Origin of the sequence: Rathayibacter tritici, assembly GCF_001641005.1 — a bacterium.
Taxonomy (GTDB): Bacteria; Actinomycetota; Actinomycetes; order Actinomycetales; family Microbacteriaceae; genus Rathayibacter; species Rathayibacter tritici.
The window spans coordinates 472,978-490,626 of sequence record NZ_CP015515.1 but is presented as its reverse complement, the minus strand read 5'-3'; the positions used below and the strand labels follow the sequence as shown (position 1 = coordinate 490,626).

Below are 17,649 nucleotides of genomic sequence, written 5' to 3'. Positions count from 1 at the left end.
CCGTCCATGCGGTCGGGCTAGCGCTTGCCCGCGATCTCCGCGCGCATCCGGGCCGCCTCGTCCGAATCCTGGATCGAGGCGATCCCCTCGGTGATCGACGTGCCTGACGCCGGAGCCTCGTGCTCCTCCGCGCCGAAGGTCGTCTCGTCGAAGGGCGAGCGTCCGCCGAGAACCTCGCGGACCTGCACCATATCGATCTGCTTGGTCCAGGTGCCCACAAGCAGAGTCGCAACCGCGTTACCGGTGAAGTTGGTGACCGCGCGGGCCTCCGACATGAAGCGGTCGATGCCCACGATCACGCCGACGCCGTTGACCAGGTCGGGGCGGAAGGACTGGAGGCCGCCGGCCAGCGTGGCCAGACCCGCTCCGGTGACGCCGGCGGCGCCCTTCGAGGCGATCATCATGAACAGCAGGAGGCCGATCTGCTCCGGGATCGACATCGGCGCGCCGGTGGCCGAGGCGATGAAAAGGGACGCCATCGTGAGGTAGATCGCGGTGCCGTCGAGGTTGAAGGAGTAGCCGGTGGGCACAGTGATGCCGACGACGGGCTTGGAGACTCCGAGGTGCTCCATCTTCGCGATCAGGCGGGGCAGCGCCGCCTCCGAGGAGGAAGTGCCGACGATGAGCAGGTACTCGCGGGCCAGGTACTTCATCAGCGAGAAGATGCTGACGCCGGTGACCAGGCGCAACAGCAGGCCCAAGACCACGATCACGAAGATCGCGCAGGTGATGTAGAAGCCGATCATCAGGGTGGCGAGCGCGACGACCGCGCCCCAGCCGGTCTTGCCGACGACGGCCGCGATGGCCCCGAATGCGCCGATCGGAGCGACCCAGAGCACCATCGAGAGGATCCGGAAGACCAGGACCTGCAGCTGCTTGATCACCCCGAGGATCGGCTGGCCCTTGGCGCCCATCTTCTGCAGTGCGAAGCCGACGAGCAGCGCGACGAAGAGGGTCTGCAGGATGCTGCCGTCCACCAGCGAGGAGAACAGCGAGACGGGGATGATCCCGAGGATGAAGTCGGAGGTGCTCTCGGCCTTCAGGTCGCTGGTGTCGTAGGTGGCGCTCGAGATGTCCAGGCCCTCACCCGGGTGCAGGATGTTGCCGACGACGAGGCCGATCGCCAGAGCAAAGGTCGACATCACGATGAAGTAGCCCAGCGCGAGACCGCCGACCTTGCCGACCGTGGCAGCCTTCGCGATCGAGCCGATGCCGATCACGATGGTGCAGAAGATGATCGGCGCGATCATCATCTTGATCAGCCCGACGAACGCCTTACCGACGGGCTCCAGGGTCGCCGCGAAAGCGGGGGCGACAAGCCCGACGATGATGCCGGCGACCACGGCGATGATCACGGCGATGTACAGCCAATGATTGCGGTCGATCCGCCGCCGGGTCTTCGGCGGGGTGACCGCAGGGAGCAGCCGGTCGTGCGGCGTGCGAGGCGTCTTCGCCATGAGGTGTCCTTCTCTTCGTCGAGGTCAGGGGGTAGAACGATGGTGGCTCCACCGCCGACGCGCGGCACGGTTGCGTTCATACTGTTCACGGCCGAGGCTGTCCACGGCGGGGCAGTTCACGGCGGGGCTGTCCACGGCGGGGCAGTTCACGGCCGAGGCTGCCCACGGCGGGGCGCTGCGGGCGCTCGCTCACGAGGGGGTGGCATGGTCAGGACGACGAGCGCACACGGGCCGCGCGGCAGCATCGCAGCCCGCCTCTTCGTCGTGCAGCTGCTCTGCATCCTGCTGATCGCGGCCGCGGCCGTCGCCGTGCTGGCACTCGACGCGCGCGGCCGGGCGGGCGAGGAGGCAGCGCAGCGAAGCCTCGTGGTGGCGCGCACCGTGGCCGACAACCCGTTCGTGCTGCAGGCCGCGGGCGAGCCGGATCCGGCCGCGACTCTGCAGCCCTACGCCGAGGAGATCATGCGCGACACCGGCGTCGACTTCCTCACGATCATGAATCCGGACCGCACCCGCTACACCCACCGCGACCGCGACCAGATCGGCCTGCCGTTCCGCGGCACGATCCAGCCAGCGCTGGAGGGCCGCACGTTCACCGAGACATACACCGGCACGCTCGGCCCCTCGGTGCGCGCCGTCGCGCCGATCGAGAACGCCGATGGCAGGGTGGTCGCGCTCGTCTCGGCCGGGGTCACCCTCTCGAGCGTGGACGCCTCCTTCGCCGCCCGCGTGCAGGTCGTCGCCTGGGGTGCGCTCGGGGCGGTCGCCCTCGGCGCGCTCGGCTCGTGGCTCCTGGCCCGCTACCTGCGCCGCGTCACCGGCGGCAGGGGCCCCGAGCAGATGAGCCAGGTCTTCGCCTACTACGAGTCGGTGCTGCACTCGGTGCGGGAGGGGCTGCTGCTGGTGGACGACCGCGGCCGGCTGGTGCTCGCCAACGACCACGCGCTGGAGCTGCTGGGGCTCGAGGGCGTGCGGACGCCGGTGCCGGTCGCCGAGCTCGACCTCCCCGACGCGCTGCGCGAGCTGCTGCAGGACGACGAGCCCGTCTCGGACCGCCTGATCGTGGCCCGCGAGCGGATCCTCGTGGTGAACGAACGGCCGGCCGCCTCCCCCGGTGCCCGGCCGATGGGCACGGTCATCACCCTGCGCGACCGCACCGAGCTGCAGCGGGTGAGCGGCGAGCTGGAGTCGCTGCGCACCCTCTCCGATGCGCTGCGCTCGCAGACCCACGAGTTCTCGAACCGTCTGCACACCATCGCCTCGCTGATCGAGCTCGGTCGACAGGACGAGGCGCTCTCCTTCGCGGCAGGCGAGCTGAACCTCAGCCAGCGCCTGGCCGACCGGGTCCTCGGCTCCGTGCAGGAGCCGGTGATCGCCGCGCTGCTGCTGGGCAAGGCCGCGCAAGCCCGCGAGCGCGGCGTCGAGCTGCACTTCGAGACCCACCTCGAGCCCGGCACGCAGGGGCTCGAGCCGGGGGATCTAGTGACCGTGCTCGGCAACCTGATCGACAACGCTCTGGACGCCGCCGCGTCCTCCGCCCCCGACCGCACGCCGTGGGTCGAGGTCTACCTCGGCCTCGCGGAGGGCGAGCTGGTCGTGCAGGTCTCCGACAGCGGCCCCGGAGTCGAGGGCGCCGCCGACGTGTTCGCGCGCGGCTACTCCACGAAAGAGTCGGACGGCTTCGGCCGCGGCATCGGTCTGGCGCTGGTGCAGCAGGTGGTGGAGCGGCTCGGCGGCACGATCGAAGTGTCGCGCCACGTCGGCGCGGTGTTCACCGTGCAGCTGCCGTTGCCCGCGCGGGTAGCGTCATGATCCGGGTGCTCGTCGTCGAGGACGAGCCGCTGACCGCGAGCGCCCACGCCGACTACGTCCGCCGGGTCGAGGGCTTCGAGGTGGCCGCGGTCGCGGGCAGCGGGGCGGAGGCGATCCGGGCCCTGCGCGCGGATCCGGGGATCGCGCTGATCCTGCTCGACATGAATCTGCCGGACATGGGTGGCCTCGACCTCTGCCGGGCGGTCCGGGCGGCGGGTCTGGACGTCGACGTGATCGCGATCACCGCCGTCCGCGACGCCGCGGTCGTGCGCGCCTCCGTCGCCGCCGGGGTCGTGCAGTACCTGATCAAGCCGTTCGTCTTCAGCGTGTTCGCGGCGAAGCTCGCCAGCTACCGGGCCTACCGCGAGCGGATGCACAGCGCCGACGTCGCCAGCCAGCACGAAGTCGACGGCGCCTTCGCGGCGCTGCGCACCTCCAACGCTCCGGGCCTGGCGAAGGGTCTCTCCGCCGAGACGCTCGAGGCCGTCACTGCACTGCTGGGCCCCGTCGGCCTCTCGGCCGCCGAGCTCGCCACCCGCCTCGATATCTCGCGGGTGACGGCTCGCCGCTACCTCGAGCATCTCGCCGACTCCGGAGTCGCGGACCGCGCGCCCCGCTACGGCTCCCCCGGCCGCCCCGAGCTCGAGTACCGCCGCCGCTGAGTCGGAGTCACGCGGCCCGCACCGCCTGAGCGATCTCCTCCTCGATCAGGTCGTGGTTGATCGCCGCGCCCACGCGCAGGCCGTCGGCGGCGGAGGCGACCACCTGCGACATCGGCTCGACCAGCGAGCCCGCGGCGAACACCCCGGGCACGCCCGTCCGGCCCATCGGGTCGACGGCGAGGTGCCGCGCGACGCCCGACGCGTGGTCCGCGAGCTCCAGCCCGAGCCCCTCCGGAAGCCGCCCCTGCACCCGCGGGCCGACGACGACCGCATCGAGCGCGTGCCGCCGCCCATCGATCACGACCCCCACTAGGCGGTCCTGCTCCACGAGGACTCTCTCAACCAGGCCAGGCAGGAGGGCGATCCCGCGCGCGGCAAGCGCCGCCGCCTCCTCACCCGTCGGCGCGGGCGCCCCGTTCTGCAGGATCGATGTCCGCTCGCTGAGCTGCCGGAACATCTGCGCCTGATGCGCCGCGAACGAGCTGCCGAGCACGCCGATCCGCTGCCCGCGCACCTCGAAGCCGTGGCAGTACGGGCAGTGCAGCACGTCGCGTCCCCAGCGGTCGGCGAGCCCGGGAACGTCCGGCAGCAGATCGCGGACGCCTGTCGCGAGCAGGAGTCGGCGGGCACGGAGGACCGTGCCGTCGGCGAGGGTCGCCGTCACCCCCTCCGGGCCCGCGGAGGCGCGCACCGCGTCGCCCGCAACGACCCGGGCCCCGTAGCCCTCGGCCTCCGCTCGGGCCAGGCGCACCAGCTCGGTCGGTGACGTGCCGTCTCGGGTCATCACGTTGTGCGCGCCGGGCGAGGGCGCGTTCCGCGGCGGTCCGCCGTCGACCAGGAGGACGTCGCGGAGACTGCGGCCCAGGGCCGTGGCGGCGGCGAGGCCGGCGAAGGAGGCGCCGAGGATGAGGACGTCGGCGTGGGCATCGGTGGAGGGGCCGGTAGAGGCATCGGTGAAGGTCATGCCCCCGATGCTCCGCCGCCCTGCACGAACCCGCGAGGATCCGTGCTGTTCCGGCACGCGCCGCAACTCCTCGTGCCAGGATGGCGCCGTGCCCGAGACCCCGCCCACCCCCTCCGACGACGAGATCGTCGCCGCCGTCGGACCGCGCCTGCGACGCCTGCGCACCCGCCGCGACCGCACTCTCGCCTCGCTCGCGGCCGAGACCGGCATCTCGGCGAGCACACTGTCGCGGCTCGAGAGCGGCGGCCGGCGCGCGACGCTCGAGCTGCTCCTCCCGATCGCACGCGCCCTCGGAGCGCCGCTCGACGAACTCGTCGGGGCCGCGCCGGAGGATCCGCGAGTGCACGGGCGGCCGGTGCGCCGGAACGGCATGCTGATCCAGCCGCTCAGCCGTGATGCGGGGGCGCTCCAGGCGTTCAAGCACACGCTCCCGCCCGGGCCGGTGACGGAACCCGGTGAGCAGGGCATCCACGAGGGCTTCGAGTGGCTCTACGTCCTGAGCGGTCGGCTCCGCCTGCGCCTCGGCGAGCACGACCTGGTGCTGCCCGCGGGTGAGGCCGCCGAGTTCGACACCCGCGTGCCGCACTGGTTCGGCCGCGCCGACGAGCAGCAGGTCGAGTTCCTCAGCCTGTTCGGCCGCCAGGGCGAGCGGATGCACGTGCGCGCATCGACGCGCCGGTAGACGCCCTCACCCCTCGCCGAGCACCTCGGTCGATCGCCGCCCCCACCGCCCCACTACCCCGATAGTGGGGCGGGTTGTACCGGCAGGTTCTACTAGACCTGAGTTTCCCTCCGCCCTACGCTGCAATCACAGAGGAAACGCTTGTTTCCGCATGATGAAAGAGGAACCCTACAGTGCGCCCAACAGCCCTAGTCGGCATCGCCCTACTCGCCGTTCTTACCTGTACGGTAACAGCCGCAGCGACGCCCTCTCCCCCGCCTCCATCGCAGTCCGACCAGAAACAAGAAGATTCCTGGCACTTCTCTCCCGAGGTGCAGGACTTCATCGATCGCGTCGGCTGGAATCGTCTGGACTACGAGCGCGGAGCCGGGTCTCTTCTCGATTGGCTCGATGAGAACAAGGCACAGGATCAGGGCTTCCTCTTCGGGGCCGTCTCCGCAGACAACCGAAGCTACGAATTGTACTGGAGCGGAGCGTCACCGCTCAGCGCCGCTGCGGTCGCCAGAGGCAAAGAGTTGAACCTCGACGTGACGATTGTCGACCGCCCCTTCGCCTGGAAGGACATTGACCGGCAGGCCCGATCAACGATGGCTGCCGCCGAGGAATTCCGGAAGCTCGGGTTCGTCATCAGTGCGGTCAAAACTCTGAGTAAGGACACCGCGGATCTTGTGGTTGTCGGGTCTTATGTCGACCCGACAACAGCACAGAACACGAACTCCCTCGGCGAAAAAGCGCGTTCCCTCATTCAGGACAAGCTTTCATCCCTCGGGCCGATTTCGACGCAGATCACGTCCGACGTGAAGGCTGTGAACCACGCCACAGCATCGCGCAATGACGACAACGCTCCGTACTACGGCGGCGGGTTCATGTACTCGTACTTCGGCGTTCAGGCGAACAGCGCAGTCTGTTCATCGGGGTTCTCACTGCGATTCGACTCGAACAATGCGACGACGACGGCGCGTCATTGTCAACCGCCCGGCGGCTCCTGGACATCGTATGACAACTACTCGTCCCATCTCGGCGGCATCGTCGCAACGTCTCCTGACTATGGGGCTGCTCGCCTCGAATCCGCAGGCTCGGGCAGAGTCTTCGACGGCGGGGTGAACTCCTCCTCAAGCGTTCCCGTGAAGGGACATCAAGCTGTCGGAATCGGGAATGAAGTGTGTTCCGAGGGCGGAAATACCGGTGTATCCTGCGGTGGCGTCATCGATAATATGGCGGTTCTCTGGAATGATGGACAAGGCGACCCCTTTTACAACATCCAAGCCGAAAAGGACGATTGGATCAACGCAGGAGGGAACAGTGGCGGACCAATGGTCGTGCCCTGGTCTGACGGATTCGGGGCAGTCGGGATGATTCAGTACGGCAACACTCCCACCTCGTGCCCGTCATTGGCGCATTCGGAGGATGTCGACTGCTATCGAGGCGTCGGCTTCACCTCGATCCAGAATATTGCGGAGGCCTGGGGAGCGGGTCTCGTCACAGGATAGACCTCAGAGAGGAGGACGAGGCGAATCCGCGCCTCGCCCTCCTCATCGGTGTCAAAGACGACGGAGGTCGGGCGTTGCTCTGATCATAAGAACAACAGTGCGCACCAGGACGAGCAAGGCCGAGATCCCCGCGCAGAGGCTGATACCGAGCAGGACACTCACTGGCCCAGCCAACGGTGTCATCTCTGTAGCCCATGCGGCCGCTGCCATTCTAGCAAAGTTCAAGAAACCGAACGCAAAGAAGGCGTGCTGTATTTCTTTAGCGATTACTGTGGCGCCACCGGCAAGCGGCCATATAACAGAGAGGAAGAGTAATCCTAGGCAGACTCCTATCCGGAGTAGGTGATTCTCTGCGATCTGCAACCCGAAGAGCAGCAACAGGGAGATTCCGATTCCTACCGCCGCGAAAGTCCACTTCGACGTCCGGCGAACGAAGACAGCGGCAAGCACAGCCCACCCCAGTGCAGATGCGACTACTCCTGCAATTCCGATGGCTCCCATTCCGCTCGCCATCGTAGCGATGTTGTCACCTTGTTCGGACTGCACTGCTCGGATCAGCCTCTGAGCCAAGTCGATCACGGTGAGAGACGATCCGGCAAGGAGGAGAACACTTGCGAGGATCGCTCCCCATCCCGAGGCCGCGAAGCTCAAACGCACGTGTTCGTGAGCGCCGCTTATACGGCTCATCACCCGTTCCGCAGTGGTCGATCTTTTCATGCGAGATTCTCCCTTACAACGACGCTCATTTTCTCCACAACGATGCTCTCCTCCGTGAGTGCTGCCACCCGCGGACGTGAGCATAGAATACCGACGTCATCGGCCCGCGAGAGCCCATCGATGTCCGACGACACCGGCCGACAGTTCCCACTCCAGACGCCCATCACCGCCGCGCGCGTCCTCCGCTGCTCGGGAGGAGCGCGCTCCCGAGCCCAGGCCGGGATCAGCCCAGGTGGGCGACGGCCTCCTGCGGAGCCTGCGCGAGGAACTCCTCCTTCTTCACCCGGATCATCGCGACGGCGACGACGGAGGCAACGACCAGTCCGATCGCGGCAGCGACGAAGACCGCGGAGTAGCCAGCGACGAACGCGACGGGCGACTGCTGCTCTCCCGCGACGCCCGCGTAGAGAGTGGTGAAGATCGAGAGTCCGATCGAGCCGCCGATCTGCATGGCGGCGTTCGCGGTCGCTCCCGCGGCCCCGGCGTCGTGCGCCGCGACTCCAGTGAGCGCGAGATTCTGCAGCGGCACGAAGACCATCGCCATGCCGATGCCGAGCAGGATCAGCGCGGGCAGCACCTCGACGAGGTAACCGCCACCCGGGGTGATCCGGCTGAGGTAGAGCAGGCCTGCGGCGGCGATCAGCGGGCCGACGATCATCAGGACGCGCGGGCCGGTGCGCGGCAGCAGCTTCGCGGCGACTCCCGCGACGACCATGATCGTCACCGTCATCGGCAGGTTCGCCAGGCCGGCCTCGAGCGGCGGCAGGCCGAGGACCAGCTGCAAGTGCAGGGTCAGGTAGAGGGTGGAGCCGATCATCACGCTGCCGACGATCGCCTGCACCAGGAACGCTCCACCGCGGACACGATCGGCCACGATGCGCAGCGGCAGCGAAGGGTGGTCGGAGCGGGCCTGGATCCGCACGAAGAGGGCGAGCAGCAGGACGCCGACCAGGAGGAACCCGAGCGTGTCGACACGGAGCCAGCCCTGCTCGGCGAGGGTGAAGCCGTAGACGACGCTCGCGAGGCCGAGCGCGACGGTGATCGTCCCCGCGACGTCGAAGCGGTTGCGACCCTCCGCGCGGCTCTCGGTGACCAGCAGCTGACCGGCGATCGCGCCGACCACCACGACCGGGACGTTGACGAGGAGGCACCAGCGCCAGTCGGCGAATTCGGTGAGCAGTCCGCCCAGCACGAGGCCGACGGCGGCACCCGCTCCGGCAACCGCGCCGAAGACGGCGAAGGCCGTGCCCCGCTCGCGGCCGGAGGGGAAGGAGACGGTGAGCAGGGCCAGCGCGGCCGGGGCGAGCAGCGCGGCGAACGCACCCTGCAGACCGCGCGCGGCGATCAGCTCGGTGCCGGAGGAGGCGAGGCCGCCCCACGCCGAGGCGGCGCCGAACCCGATCATGCCGATCAGATACGTGCGCTTGCGGCCGGTGTAGTCGGCGATGCGCCCGCCGAGCAGGAGGAGCGCGCCGAACGCGAGCGCGTAGGCGGTGACGACCCACTGGCGTTCGACATCGGTGAGGCCGAGGTCGGCCTGCGCGGCGGGGAGGGCGATCGTGACGATGGTGCCGTCGAGGACCACGACGAGCTGTGTGAGCGCGAGGATCACGAGCACCCACCAGCGGCGGGCGGAAGAGGGAGCGGACGGGGAGGGCATGGCGGCCTTTCGCACAGGAGCGGAGCGGGACCGGCGGGTCCGGATCCGAGCCGCGTCGTCGGGGCCGAACCACCCCAACCAGTTGGTTGGGCGAAGAAGAGTGTATCGTTCGAGCGCCCGGAGGTGCACCATGAAGCCGATATCCGATCTGGCGGTACCCGCGCGCGAGCGGATCCTGCGCGCCGCCTCCGTCGAGTTCGCCGCCCACGGCTTCGCCGGCGCTCGAGTGGACCGGGTGGCCGCTGCCGCGGGCCTGAACAAGGAGCGGCTGTACGCCTACTACGGCGGCAAGCGCGGGCTGTTCGTCGCGACCATCGTCGAGGCCCTCAGCGCCCTCGACGAGACACTGCTCGCCGACGCGGCAGACCTGCCCGACCTCGCGGGCCGCATGTTCGACCACGTCTGGGAGCACCCGGAGTTCCTCCGCCTGCTCACCTGGGCGCGCCTGGAAGGCGCCGGTGTCTGGGAGGAGGCCGGCGAGCGGCTCGGCGGCGTCCCCGCCCCGGAAGCGCGGGTCCTCGAGTGGCAGCACGCGGGAGTCGTCGATGCGAGCTGGTCGGCCGACGACCTCTTCATCGCGCTCCTCGGCCTCTGCGAGATCTGGCACCTCACCCCCTTCGCCTCCCGCGGCGACGAGGAGACGCGGGACCGCCGTCGCGCCTTCGTCGTGCACGTCGCGCAGCTCGTGGGCACTCCGCGCTGAGGCGGCTCAGCCGGTGGGCGGCGGCGCGGTCGGGGTCGAGGTCGGCTGGCCCAGTCGAGGCTGCGGCGCGATCCCCTCATCGCCCGGCAAGACCACTCCCGCCGCTCGTTGAGCGTTGTCCTCGAGAAGAAGCGATTCGAAATCGCCCGGAGCGCACGGCATGACCGCGTCGATCAGGTACTGATCCTCTACGGCTCCGGTGTGAAAACTCGCACGCAAGACCGGCCCACCCTCCCCATAAACATTGGGCCACAGAGTCGGCCCCGTCACCCTCACCGTCATCCCCAGCGACTCCCAAAACTCCGCGACCTTCCGAGCATCACCTGAGCTGCCCAACGTTTCCTGGACCAGTTGAATAGTTGTCTACGCGGCGAGGTTCTCGGTGATCCATGCCTGCTCGGCTTCGTTCGGGGTCCGATAGTCAAGCCCCGAGTGAAGTCGTTGTTGATTGTAACGCAGTTCGATGTACCGTGTCACGTCGCGGATCGCTTTCTCTCTTGTCGGATATTGAGTGCGATTGCAGCGCTCGTTCTTCAGTGTTCCGTTGAATGATTCGGCCCACGCGTTGTCCCAGCAGACTCCCGTCCGGCCCATCGATTGTCTGATGTCGAGCTTCTTCGCGAGTTTCCCGAAGTCGGCGGAGGTGTAAACGGAGCCGCGGTCGCTGTGGAAGATCGTTTTCGCGGCCCGGTTCGGCTGGTTCCTTGCCGCCATTTCGAGAGCTTCGCTGACGAGTTCGGTACGCATGTGGTCGGCGAGGGCGTACCCGACGACCTTCTTTGAATAGCAGTCGAGGACGGTCGCGAGGTAGACCCATCCTTCCCAGGTGCGGATATAGGTGATATCACCGACCCATTTGCAGCCGGGTCGGTTTGCGGTGAAGTCCCGCTTGACGAGGTCGGGGATGTCAGTCGGATCGCCTGGGGTCGTGGTCACCGGCCGCCAGGGCTTGGGCTGGCAGGGTTCCAGTCCTGCTGCGCGCATGAGCCGGCGGACGGTCTCGTGGGCGACTGGACGGCCCCACCGCGCCAGCTGCGCGGTGATGCGGCGGTAGCCGTAGGTGCCATCGGAGGCCTGAGAGGCTGTTCGGATGAGTTCGGTGATACCTATACGCCATTCAGCGGTTGCGGAGGTCTTGCGATCGCGCCATTCGTAATAGCTAGATCGATTGACGCCGACCGCCTGGCACAGTCCGCGGATTGATAGCGTGCGGCTGGGGTCGCGTTCTTCGCGGCGAATGAGTTCGAGCTTGGCGGCTAGCGGAACTTCTTCGCGAAGAACGCGGATGCTTTTCCCAAAAACAGGTTTTCCTCTTCGAGTTCGCGGACCCGCCGTTCGAGTTCCTTTATTCGCGCCCTGTCCTGAACGGTCAGTTCTTCTTCGCCGCCGGCACTGCTTCGGCGATGCGCAGCCACCCAATTAGTGAGGGTCTGCGGAACCAGTCCGAGCTCTCGAGCGACGTCCGCGACGGATCGCGACCTATCAATCACCTCGCGCACTGCCTCCGCGCGGAACTCCGGAGAATACTTCCCACGGGAACTGGACATCCCGGGCCTTCCTTTCGGTCATCGCGGTAATCCTACCAATTCCGCGGTGGTCCAGAAAGAATGGGGCACCTCAACCCTCGACATCCGTCCCCGCCGGAGCCCACAAGTCGTAGCTATAACTCGCACCCTTCACCCCATCGCCCAAGCCGCACTCATCGGGCCGCGCCTCTCCGGTGCGCGGTGACCACCCCTCCACATCCAGACGCCCCGCGGAATCCCGAACGAACTCCACCACCCGATCCCGACCCTCCCGTGGACTCATCGTGCTCACCGGCCTCGCCTCCCTCTCCGCCGCACAAGCGGAGACCATCACCACGAGAACAACAGCAGTCGCCGCCGAGAGGACGCGGCGGACGACGCGGTTCATCCCTCCGAGCCGGAACTCGACGGATCGGGCTCAAGCGGCAGGTCCCGCGGATCCGGCTTCGGCACAACCCCTTCATCACCCGGAAGGACCGCGCCCGCGTCGCGTTGCGCATTGTCATCGAGGAGGAGCGATTCGAAATCGCCCGGAGCGCACGGCATGACCGCGTCGATCAGGTACTGATCCTCTACGGCTCCGGTGTGAAAACTCGCACGCAAGACCGGCCCACCCTCCCCATAAACATTGGGCCACAGAGTCGGCCCCGTCACCCTCACCGTCATCCCCAGCGACTCCCAAAACTCCGCGACCTTCCGAGCATCACCCTCGACATCCGTCCCCGCCGGAGCCCACAAGTCGTAGCTATAACTCGCACCCTTCACCCCATCGCCCAAGCCGCACTCATCGGGCTGTGCGGCACCGCTGCGCGGCCACCACCCAGTCACATCGAGCCGCCCCGCGGAATCCCGAACGAACTCCACCACCCGATCCCGACCCTCCCGTGGACTCATCGTGCTCACCGGCCTCGCCTCCCTCTCGCCCGCACAGGCGGACATCATCATGATCAGCAGAACAGCAGCGGCCGCCTGGACAACACGGCAGTCGACCCGACTCATTCCTGCGACCCACGGTTGGACGGAGTGATTCCCACTGGTGGGTCCCGCGGATCCGGCTTCGGCACAACCCCTTCATCGCCCGGCAGGACCGCGCCCGCATCGCGCTGCGCGTTGTCATCGTCCAGCAACTGCTCCGCATCGCCCGGAGAACACGGCATGACCGCCCCGATGTTGTACTGATTCTCGACCGCGCCCGTATCAAAACTCGCCCGCAGCACCGGCCCACCCTCGCCGTACACCGTCGGCCGCGGAGTAGTATCCGTCACTCTCACCGTCATCCCCAGCGACTCCCAAAACTCCGCGACCTTCCGAGCATCACCCTCGACATCCGTCCCCGCCGGAGCCCACAAGTCGTAGCTATAACTCGCACCCTTCATGCCGTCGCCCAAGCCGCACTCATCGGGCTGTGCGGCACCGCTGCGCGGCCACCACCCAGTCACATCGAGGCGCCCCGCGGAATCCCGAACGAACTCCACCACCCGATCCCGACCCTCAAGTGGACTCATCGTGCTCACCGGCCTCGCCTCCCTCCCGCCCGCACAGGCGGACAACGTCATCACCAGCAGAACGACAGTCGAAGTGACCGGGATACGCCCTCGATCACCACGTGTGCGCATTGCTGAACCCCTTGATCATCCGCTTCTGCGTCTCAGTCATACCGAGCGGCTTGTTCTCCGTCAGTAGGTCGGCCTGCCCCGAGAGAGCCCGGGCAGTGTTGCGCAGCGATTCCGTGCCTTTGTCGAAGTACCCCGCCAGGTCGCCGTAGTCTCCTTTTGTAGCGTCGTGGTTCGTCACGATCCTCCCCTTGTCGCCGCCCGTCTCGACTCCGAAGACTGTCGCTCCGAAGTCCTCGTCGGCGGGGTTCGTGTGGTGGTCCCAGCTGAAGAAGCGGCCCATCCATGCGGCCTCGTCGCCGCTCTCGGTCTCGCCGATGTACTTGCCTCGCGCCTGCCCCGCGTACACGGCCTCCGCGTGCAGGTCGCTCGCCTTGTCGACGCTGTCCGGCAGGCCGGCCGAGCCCAGTGTCACGACGACCCCGAGCTCGACGTCCGAGCGCGAGGCGGCGACCGCCATCACGGTACTGCCGTAGGAGTGGCCGACGACGTTCGGCTTCGGGAGGTCATCGCCGCGGACGGCCGAGAGTCCTTGGACAGCGGAGGCGAGAGCGGCTCCGCCGGCGACAGCCTCCTTCGAGGTGAGAACGTCCAAGCCGTCCCCGCCGATGGAGGGCATCGGCGGAGTCTCGTAGCCGATCCAGGCGACGACGGCGCTGCCGGGCGGAAGGAGCGACTGCAGATTCTGCGACGCCTTCGTCCACTCGGTCATGCCCTCCGTCGTCTGCCCCATCCCGGGGACGGCGTAGGTGACGTTCGTCGCGGTGTCGAGATCGCCGATCGAGACGGCGGCGAGTGGGGGCTCGTCGTCGGTCAGGGAGATGAGGAAGCGCGGGTCCTGACCGAAACGGCGCGTCAGTGACGCCCGGATGCTCCTCAGCGCAGCCAGCTGCGACTCCACCGCCGTCAGCCGCTCAGCCGCCTCGTCGTTCCCCTCTTTGCGCAGGCCCGCCGCCTCCCCCTCCAGCGCCGCGATCCAGGTCGTGAGCGTGCTCTCGTTCGCCGTCGCCCGCGCACCGTACGGCACCCCCTCGAGGTTCCCGATCACCCCCGGCAGGCCGGCGACCAGCGCCTCCTGCTGTGCTGAAAAGCGTGCGCCGTCGGTGGGGTCGAGGCTCCGCCACCACTCGTTCACGAGGGCAGGAGCGACCCGTCGGAGCCGCGCTGCGAGGTCGGGCGACGAGGCAAGGAGTGCTGCGAGGTCCTCGGCCGAGAGCGTCGAGAGAGAGTCGAGCAGGCGCCGACCGCCGAGGGGCTGCGCAAAGGTGCCGACGACGTCGAGCACAGGAGTGGAGAGTTCTCCTCCCCCGGCGGCGGCGAAGGCCAGGGAGATCTGTTCGACCCAGCTCGCGTCGGCCGCGCTGATGGCCAGTAGCTCGCGGAAGCCCCGGAGCACCGAGAAGGACTCGACCGGCGCCCACGAGCAGCGGTTGCCGAACACTCCCCACGCTGTCATCAGGTCCTTCAGCCGCCATCGCAGCGCGTCATCGGCCTGGCGAATCTCGGAGACGAAGACGTCGAGGTGCTCGGGGTCGGCGGAACTCGTGCCTCCGAAGGCCCGCCCGCCCACAGAGGTGCGGCTGACGGAGATCGGGGAGAACACTCCCGAGATCGTCGGCGGCACGATCGGCTGATCCGAGGGCGGCCGGTCGAAGACCTCGTCGACCCCGGCGGTCAGGGCCGCGACGGGGTCGGCACGTCGTCGCTGCTCGCGCTCAGCCGCTCGCTGCTCCCAGGCGGCGTACTCCTCGCGGCGCTGACGCTCCTGCGCGGCGCAGCTCGCGACGACCCGTACCGTGTCGGCGAGTTCGTGTAGTTGCCCGCTGAGCCGATTGCGGTTGTCGGTCTCGCAGAAGCAGACCTGCCGGAATAGCTCGGAGTAACCGCCTCGAAAGTCCCGGAGCGCGTACTCCATCGCGGCGGACCGCAGCAGGCCCTGGGTCGAGAGCGAGACGGCCGCCTGCTCAGCGGCGTCGGCGAGGGCCACTGCCGCAGCATCGTCGAAGGGGAACTCCATGACCGCCTCCCGAATGAGAACATCTCGGAAAGGTTAGATCGGACGCCACGGTCGGCTGTCCAGTTGGCGCGAGACGCCGCTCGTCCCGCGACACGGTGGCCGCTGCTCAGCGCCGCTCGCTCGGGACCCGCGGCTCACTTCGCCGCAGTCAGCCGTTCCAGGTACCCCGCGAACGCGCGCAGGTCCTCCTCCGGCCACGCGCTGAGCGCCTCCTGCATCCGCTGCCGCTGCTGCCCCCCAAGGTCGCGCATCCGCTCGCACCCGGCCGCGCTGAGCGAGAGGAACCGCGCTCGGCCGTCTGCAGGGTCCACCGTCATCTCAACGAGGCCCAGGTCGACGAGCTGGCGGACCTGGCGGCTGATCGCACTGCGGTCGACTCCGAGCCGCTCCGCCGCGGCGCCGGAGTGCACCGGACCGCAGCGCTCGAGCATCCGCAGCAGCCTCAATCCGAAGGGCGGCAGCGCCGGGTCGATCGACGCCGCCGCGTCCCGGACGGCGAGGCGCACGTGGACGGCGAGCACGGTGATCTGCTCCTCGACCTCGTCCAGCGCCTGGGCCGAGGACGTGGCGGCGGGCATCAGGAGCGCTCGATCACGTCGGCGTGCCGACGACGTCCGGCGCAGACGCTCTCCCGGCTCTCCTCGGCGTGGACCGCGTCGTCCGTCCGTTCGGCCTGGCCGACGGGCCGCAGAGCCGCCTGGCCGTCGGCGGCGGCGATCAGCGCGTCCTCCGCGGCCCGGAGCGCGGTCGCGGGCTCCGCCGCGAGCTGCACCGCGTTCTTCGAGCCCAGGCTGACGTTCGGCAAGAGGATGACGGCGATCAGCGTGACGATCGCGAGCGGGATGCTGAAGAGGAAGACGGTGCCGACTCCGATCCCATAGGCGCTCTCGACCACGACGCGCACGGCGTCGGGCAGGGTCGCCGGCTGCGGGATCGTGCCACTGCCCAGGGCCTGCGCGGCGAGGACTTGATCGGCCGGCGTGAGGCCCGCGATCCCGGTCGCGATCCGGTCGGCGATCACGGTGCCGAGCACCGAACCCAGGACAGAGACGCCGACAGTGCCGCCGAGGCTGCGGAAGAAGGTCACCGCGCTGGTCGCGACGCCCAGGTTCTTCACCTCGATCGAGTTCTGCACGACGAGGACGAGGTTCTGCATCAGCATGCCCAGGCCTGCGCCGAGCACGGCCATGTAGACACCCACGAGCACGAGGTCGGTGTCGTAGCGCAGGGTGCTCAGGAGGGACGTACCGATCACGGCGAGCACGCCGCCGCTGATCATGATCGCCTTCCACTTGCCGGTGCGCGAGATGATCCCGCCGAAGATCGTCGAAGCGATCAGCAGACCGGCCATCATCGGGATCGTGAGCAGGCCCGACTGGGTCGGTGTGGCTCCGCGCGCGAGCTGCATGTACTGCGCGAGGAACACCGCGACGCCGAACATCGAGACGCCGACCGAGATGCTCGCCACGACGGCGAGACTGAAGGTGCGGTTCCTGAACATTCCCATCGGGATGATCGGTTCGGCCACGGTGAGTTCGGTGACGACGGCCGCGATCAGCAGGACGACCGCTCCGCCTACCATGACCGCGGTCTCCCACGATGCCCAGCCGACGCTCTTTCCGGCGAGCGAGACCCAGATCAGCAGGAGCGAGACGCCGCCGGCGATCAGGACCGCGCCGAGGTAGTCGATCCGGACCGTGCGCTTGGGGTGCGCGGGAAGGCGGAGGGTCATCTGGAGCAGAATGATCGCGACGATGGCGACGGGCATCGCGATGAAGAAGTTCCAGCGCCAGCCGAATGCGTCCGTCACGACGCCGCCCAGCAGCGGGCCGCCGACGGTGCCGATCGCCATGACTCCGCCGAAGAGCCCGGCGTACTTGCCGCGCTCACGCGGGCTGATGATGTCCGCCATGATGATCTGGCTCAGCGCGGCGAGTCCTCCGGCGCCCAGGCCCTGGAACACGCGGAAGACGATCAGCATGGTCGTGTCCTGCGAGAAGCCGGCCAGGGCGGAGCCGACGACGAACAGGCCGAGGGCGAGCTGGATCAGCAGCTTGCGGTTGAACAGGTCGGCGAACTTCCCCCAGAGCGGGGTCGAGACGGTGGTCGCGAGCAGGGTCGCGGTCACGACCCAGGTGTAGGCGTTCTGGTCGCCCTCGAGGTCCGAGATGATCCGGGGCAGCGAGGTCGAGACGACCGTGCCCGCGAGGATCGAGACGAACATGCCCAGCAGCAGGCCGCTCAGGGATTCGAGCACCTGACGGTGCGACATGGCGCCGTTCGGCCCGGCGGGGGCGTGCGGCGCGGCGGTTCCGCGCGATGCGGCGCGGTGTTCGGGGTGTGACA

The 17,649-nt window shown here is 68.4% G+C and carries 15 protein-coding genes; 5 read left to right on the top strand and 10 right to left on the bottom strand.

Annotation, left to right across the window (positions count from 1 at the left end; genetic code table 11):
• Positions 1-17 precede the first annotated feature (17 nt).
• Complete coding sequence (locus tag A6122_RS02255; protein WP_068251099.1) at positions 18-1,457, bottom strand: cation:dicarboxylate symporter family transporter; 1,440 nt, start codon at positions 1,455-1,457, stop codon at positions 18-20.
• Between the two features lie 204 nt (positions 1,458-1,661).
• Between A6122_RS02255 and A6122_RS02250 the strand changes: the two genes are divergently transcribed.
• Positions 1,662-3,269, top strand: coding sequence for an ATP-binding protein (locus A6122_RS02250; RefSeq protein WP_068251098.1), 1,608 nt, complete (start codon positions 1,662-1,664; stop codon positions 3,267-3,269).
• Positions 3,266-3,931 (top strand): response regulator, encoded by a 666-nt coding sequence (locus A6122_RS02245; protein ID WP_068251097.1) that lies wholly within the window; start codon positions 3,266-3,268, stop codon positions 3,929-3,931. The genes A6122_RS02250 and A6122_RS02245 overlap by 4 nt, the downstream gene beginning before the upstream one ends.
• A gap of 7 nt (positions 3,932-3,938) precedes the next feature.
• Here A6122_RS02245 and A6122_RS02240 read toward each other — a convergent pair whose 3' ends face one another.
• Positions 3,939-4,895, bottom strand: coding sequence for an NAD(P)/FAD-dependent oxidoreductase (locus A6122_RS02240; protein ID WP_068251094.1), 957 nt, complete (start codon positions 4,893-4,895; stop codon positions 3,939-3,941).
• Between the two features lie 88 nt (positions 4,896-4,983).
• Here A6122_RS02240 and A6122_RS02235 point away from each other — a divergent pair, with 88 nt between their 5' ends.
• Together A6122_RS02235 and A6122_RS16320 are read left to right on the top strand one after the other, a co-directional pair.
• A complete protein-coding gene (locus tag A6122_RS02235; protein WP_068251091.1) occupies positions 4,984-5,577 on the top strand; it encodes a helix-turn-helix domain-containing protein in 594 nt (197 codons plus the stop codon).
• A gap of 311 nt (positions 5,578-5,888) precedes the next feature.
• Complete coding sequence (locus tag A6122_RS16320) at positions 5,889-7,067, top strand: chymotrypsin family serine protease (RefSeq protein WP_104261869.1); 1,179 nt, start codon at positions 5,889-5,891, stop codon at positions 7,065-7,067.
• Between the two features lie 51 nt (positions 7,068-7,118).
• On the opposite strand, the gene A6122_RS16315 is transcribed toward A6122_RS16320, so the two are convergent.
• Both A6122_RS16315 and A6122_RS02225 read right to left on the bottom strand, forming a co-directional pair.
• Positions 7,119-7,784: a hypothetical protein gene (locus tag A6122_RS16315; protein ID WP_146085061.1), complete on the bottom strand. Its 666-nt coding sequence runs from the start codon at positions 7,782-7,784 to the stop codon at positions 7,119-7,121.
• A 223-nt stretch (positions 7,785-8,007) separates the two neighbouring features.
• Positions 8,008-9,444, bottom strand: coding sequence for an MFS transporter (locus tag A6122_RS02225; protein WP_068251086.1), 1,437 nt, complete (start codon positions 9,442-9,444; stop codon positions 8,008-8,010).
• A 130-nt stretch (positions 9,445-9,574) separates the two neighbouring features.
• Between A6122_RS02225 and A6122_RS02220 the strand changes: the two genes are divergently transcribed.
• The gene (locus tag A6122_RS02220; RefSeq protein WP_068251083.1) at positions 9,575-10,147 is read left to right on the top strand and encodes a TetR family transcriptional regulator; all 573 of its coding nucleotides are present in this window, start codon (positions 9,575-9,577) and stop codon (positions 10,145-10,147) included.
• A gap of 363 nt (positions 10,148-10,510) precedes the next feature.
• On the opposite strand, the gene A6122_RS02210 is transcribed toward A6122_RS02220, so the two are convergent.
• The 6 genes from A6122_RS02210 to A6122_RS02180 form a co-directional block, all read right to left on the bottom strand.
• A protein-coding gene (locus A6122_RS02210) for an IS3 family transposase (protein WP_157593773.1) occupies positions 10,511-11,694 on the bottom strand; the annotation gives its coding sequence in 2 pieces (ribosomal slippage) (positions 10,511-11,442 and positions 11,442-11,694; 1,185 coding nt in all).
• Between the two features lie 363 nt (positions 11,695-12,057).
• The gene (locus A6122_RS02200) at positions 12,058-12,672 is read right to left on the bottom strand and encodes a hypothetical protein (RefSeq protein ID WP_068251074.1); all 615 of its coding nucleotides are present in this window, start codon (positions 12,670-12,672) and stop codon (positions 12,058-12,060) included.
• Entirely contained in the window at positions 12,669-13,187 is a 519-nt protein-coding gene (locus tag A6122_RS02195) for a hypothetical protein (protein WP_146076825.1), read from the bottom strand. The genes A6122_RS02200 and A6122_RS02195 overlap by 4 nt, the downstream gene beginning before the upstream one ends.
• A gap of 85 nt (positions 13,188-13,272) precedes the next feature.
• A complete protein-coding gene (locus tag A6122_RS02190; RefSeq protein ID WP_068251068.1) occupies positions 13,273-15,303 on the bottom strand; it encodes an alpha/beta hydrolase in 2,031 nt (676 codons plus the stop codon).
• A 134-nt stretch (positions 15,304-15,437) separates the two neighbouring features.
• On the bottom strand, positions 15,438-15,881 hold the full coding sequence (locus A6122_RS02185) for a MarR family winged helix-turn-helix transcriptional regulator (RefSeq protein ID WP_068251066.1): 444 nt from the start codon (positions 15,879-15,881) through the stop codon (positions 15,438-15,440).
• Positions 15,881-17,575, bottom strand: coding sequence for an MDR family MFS transporter (locus A6122_RS02180; protein WP_068256871.1), 1,695 nt, complete (start codon positions 17,573-17,575; stop codon positions 15,881-15,883). Before A6122_RS02180 ends, A6122_RS02185 begins: the two co-directional genes overlap by 1 nt.
• Positions 17,576-17,649 lie beyond the last annotated feature (74 nt).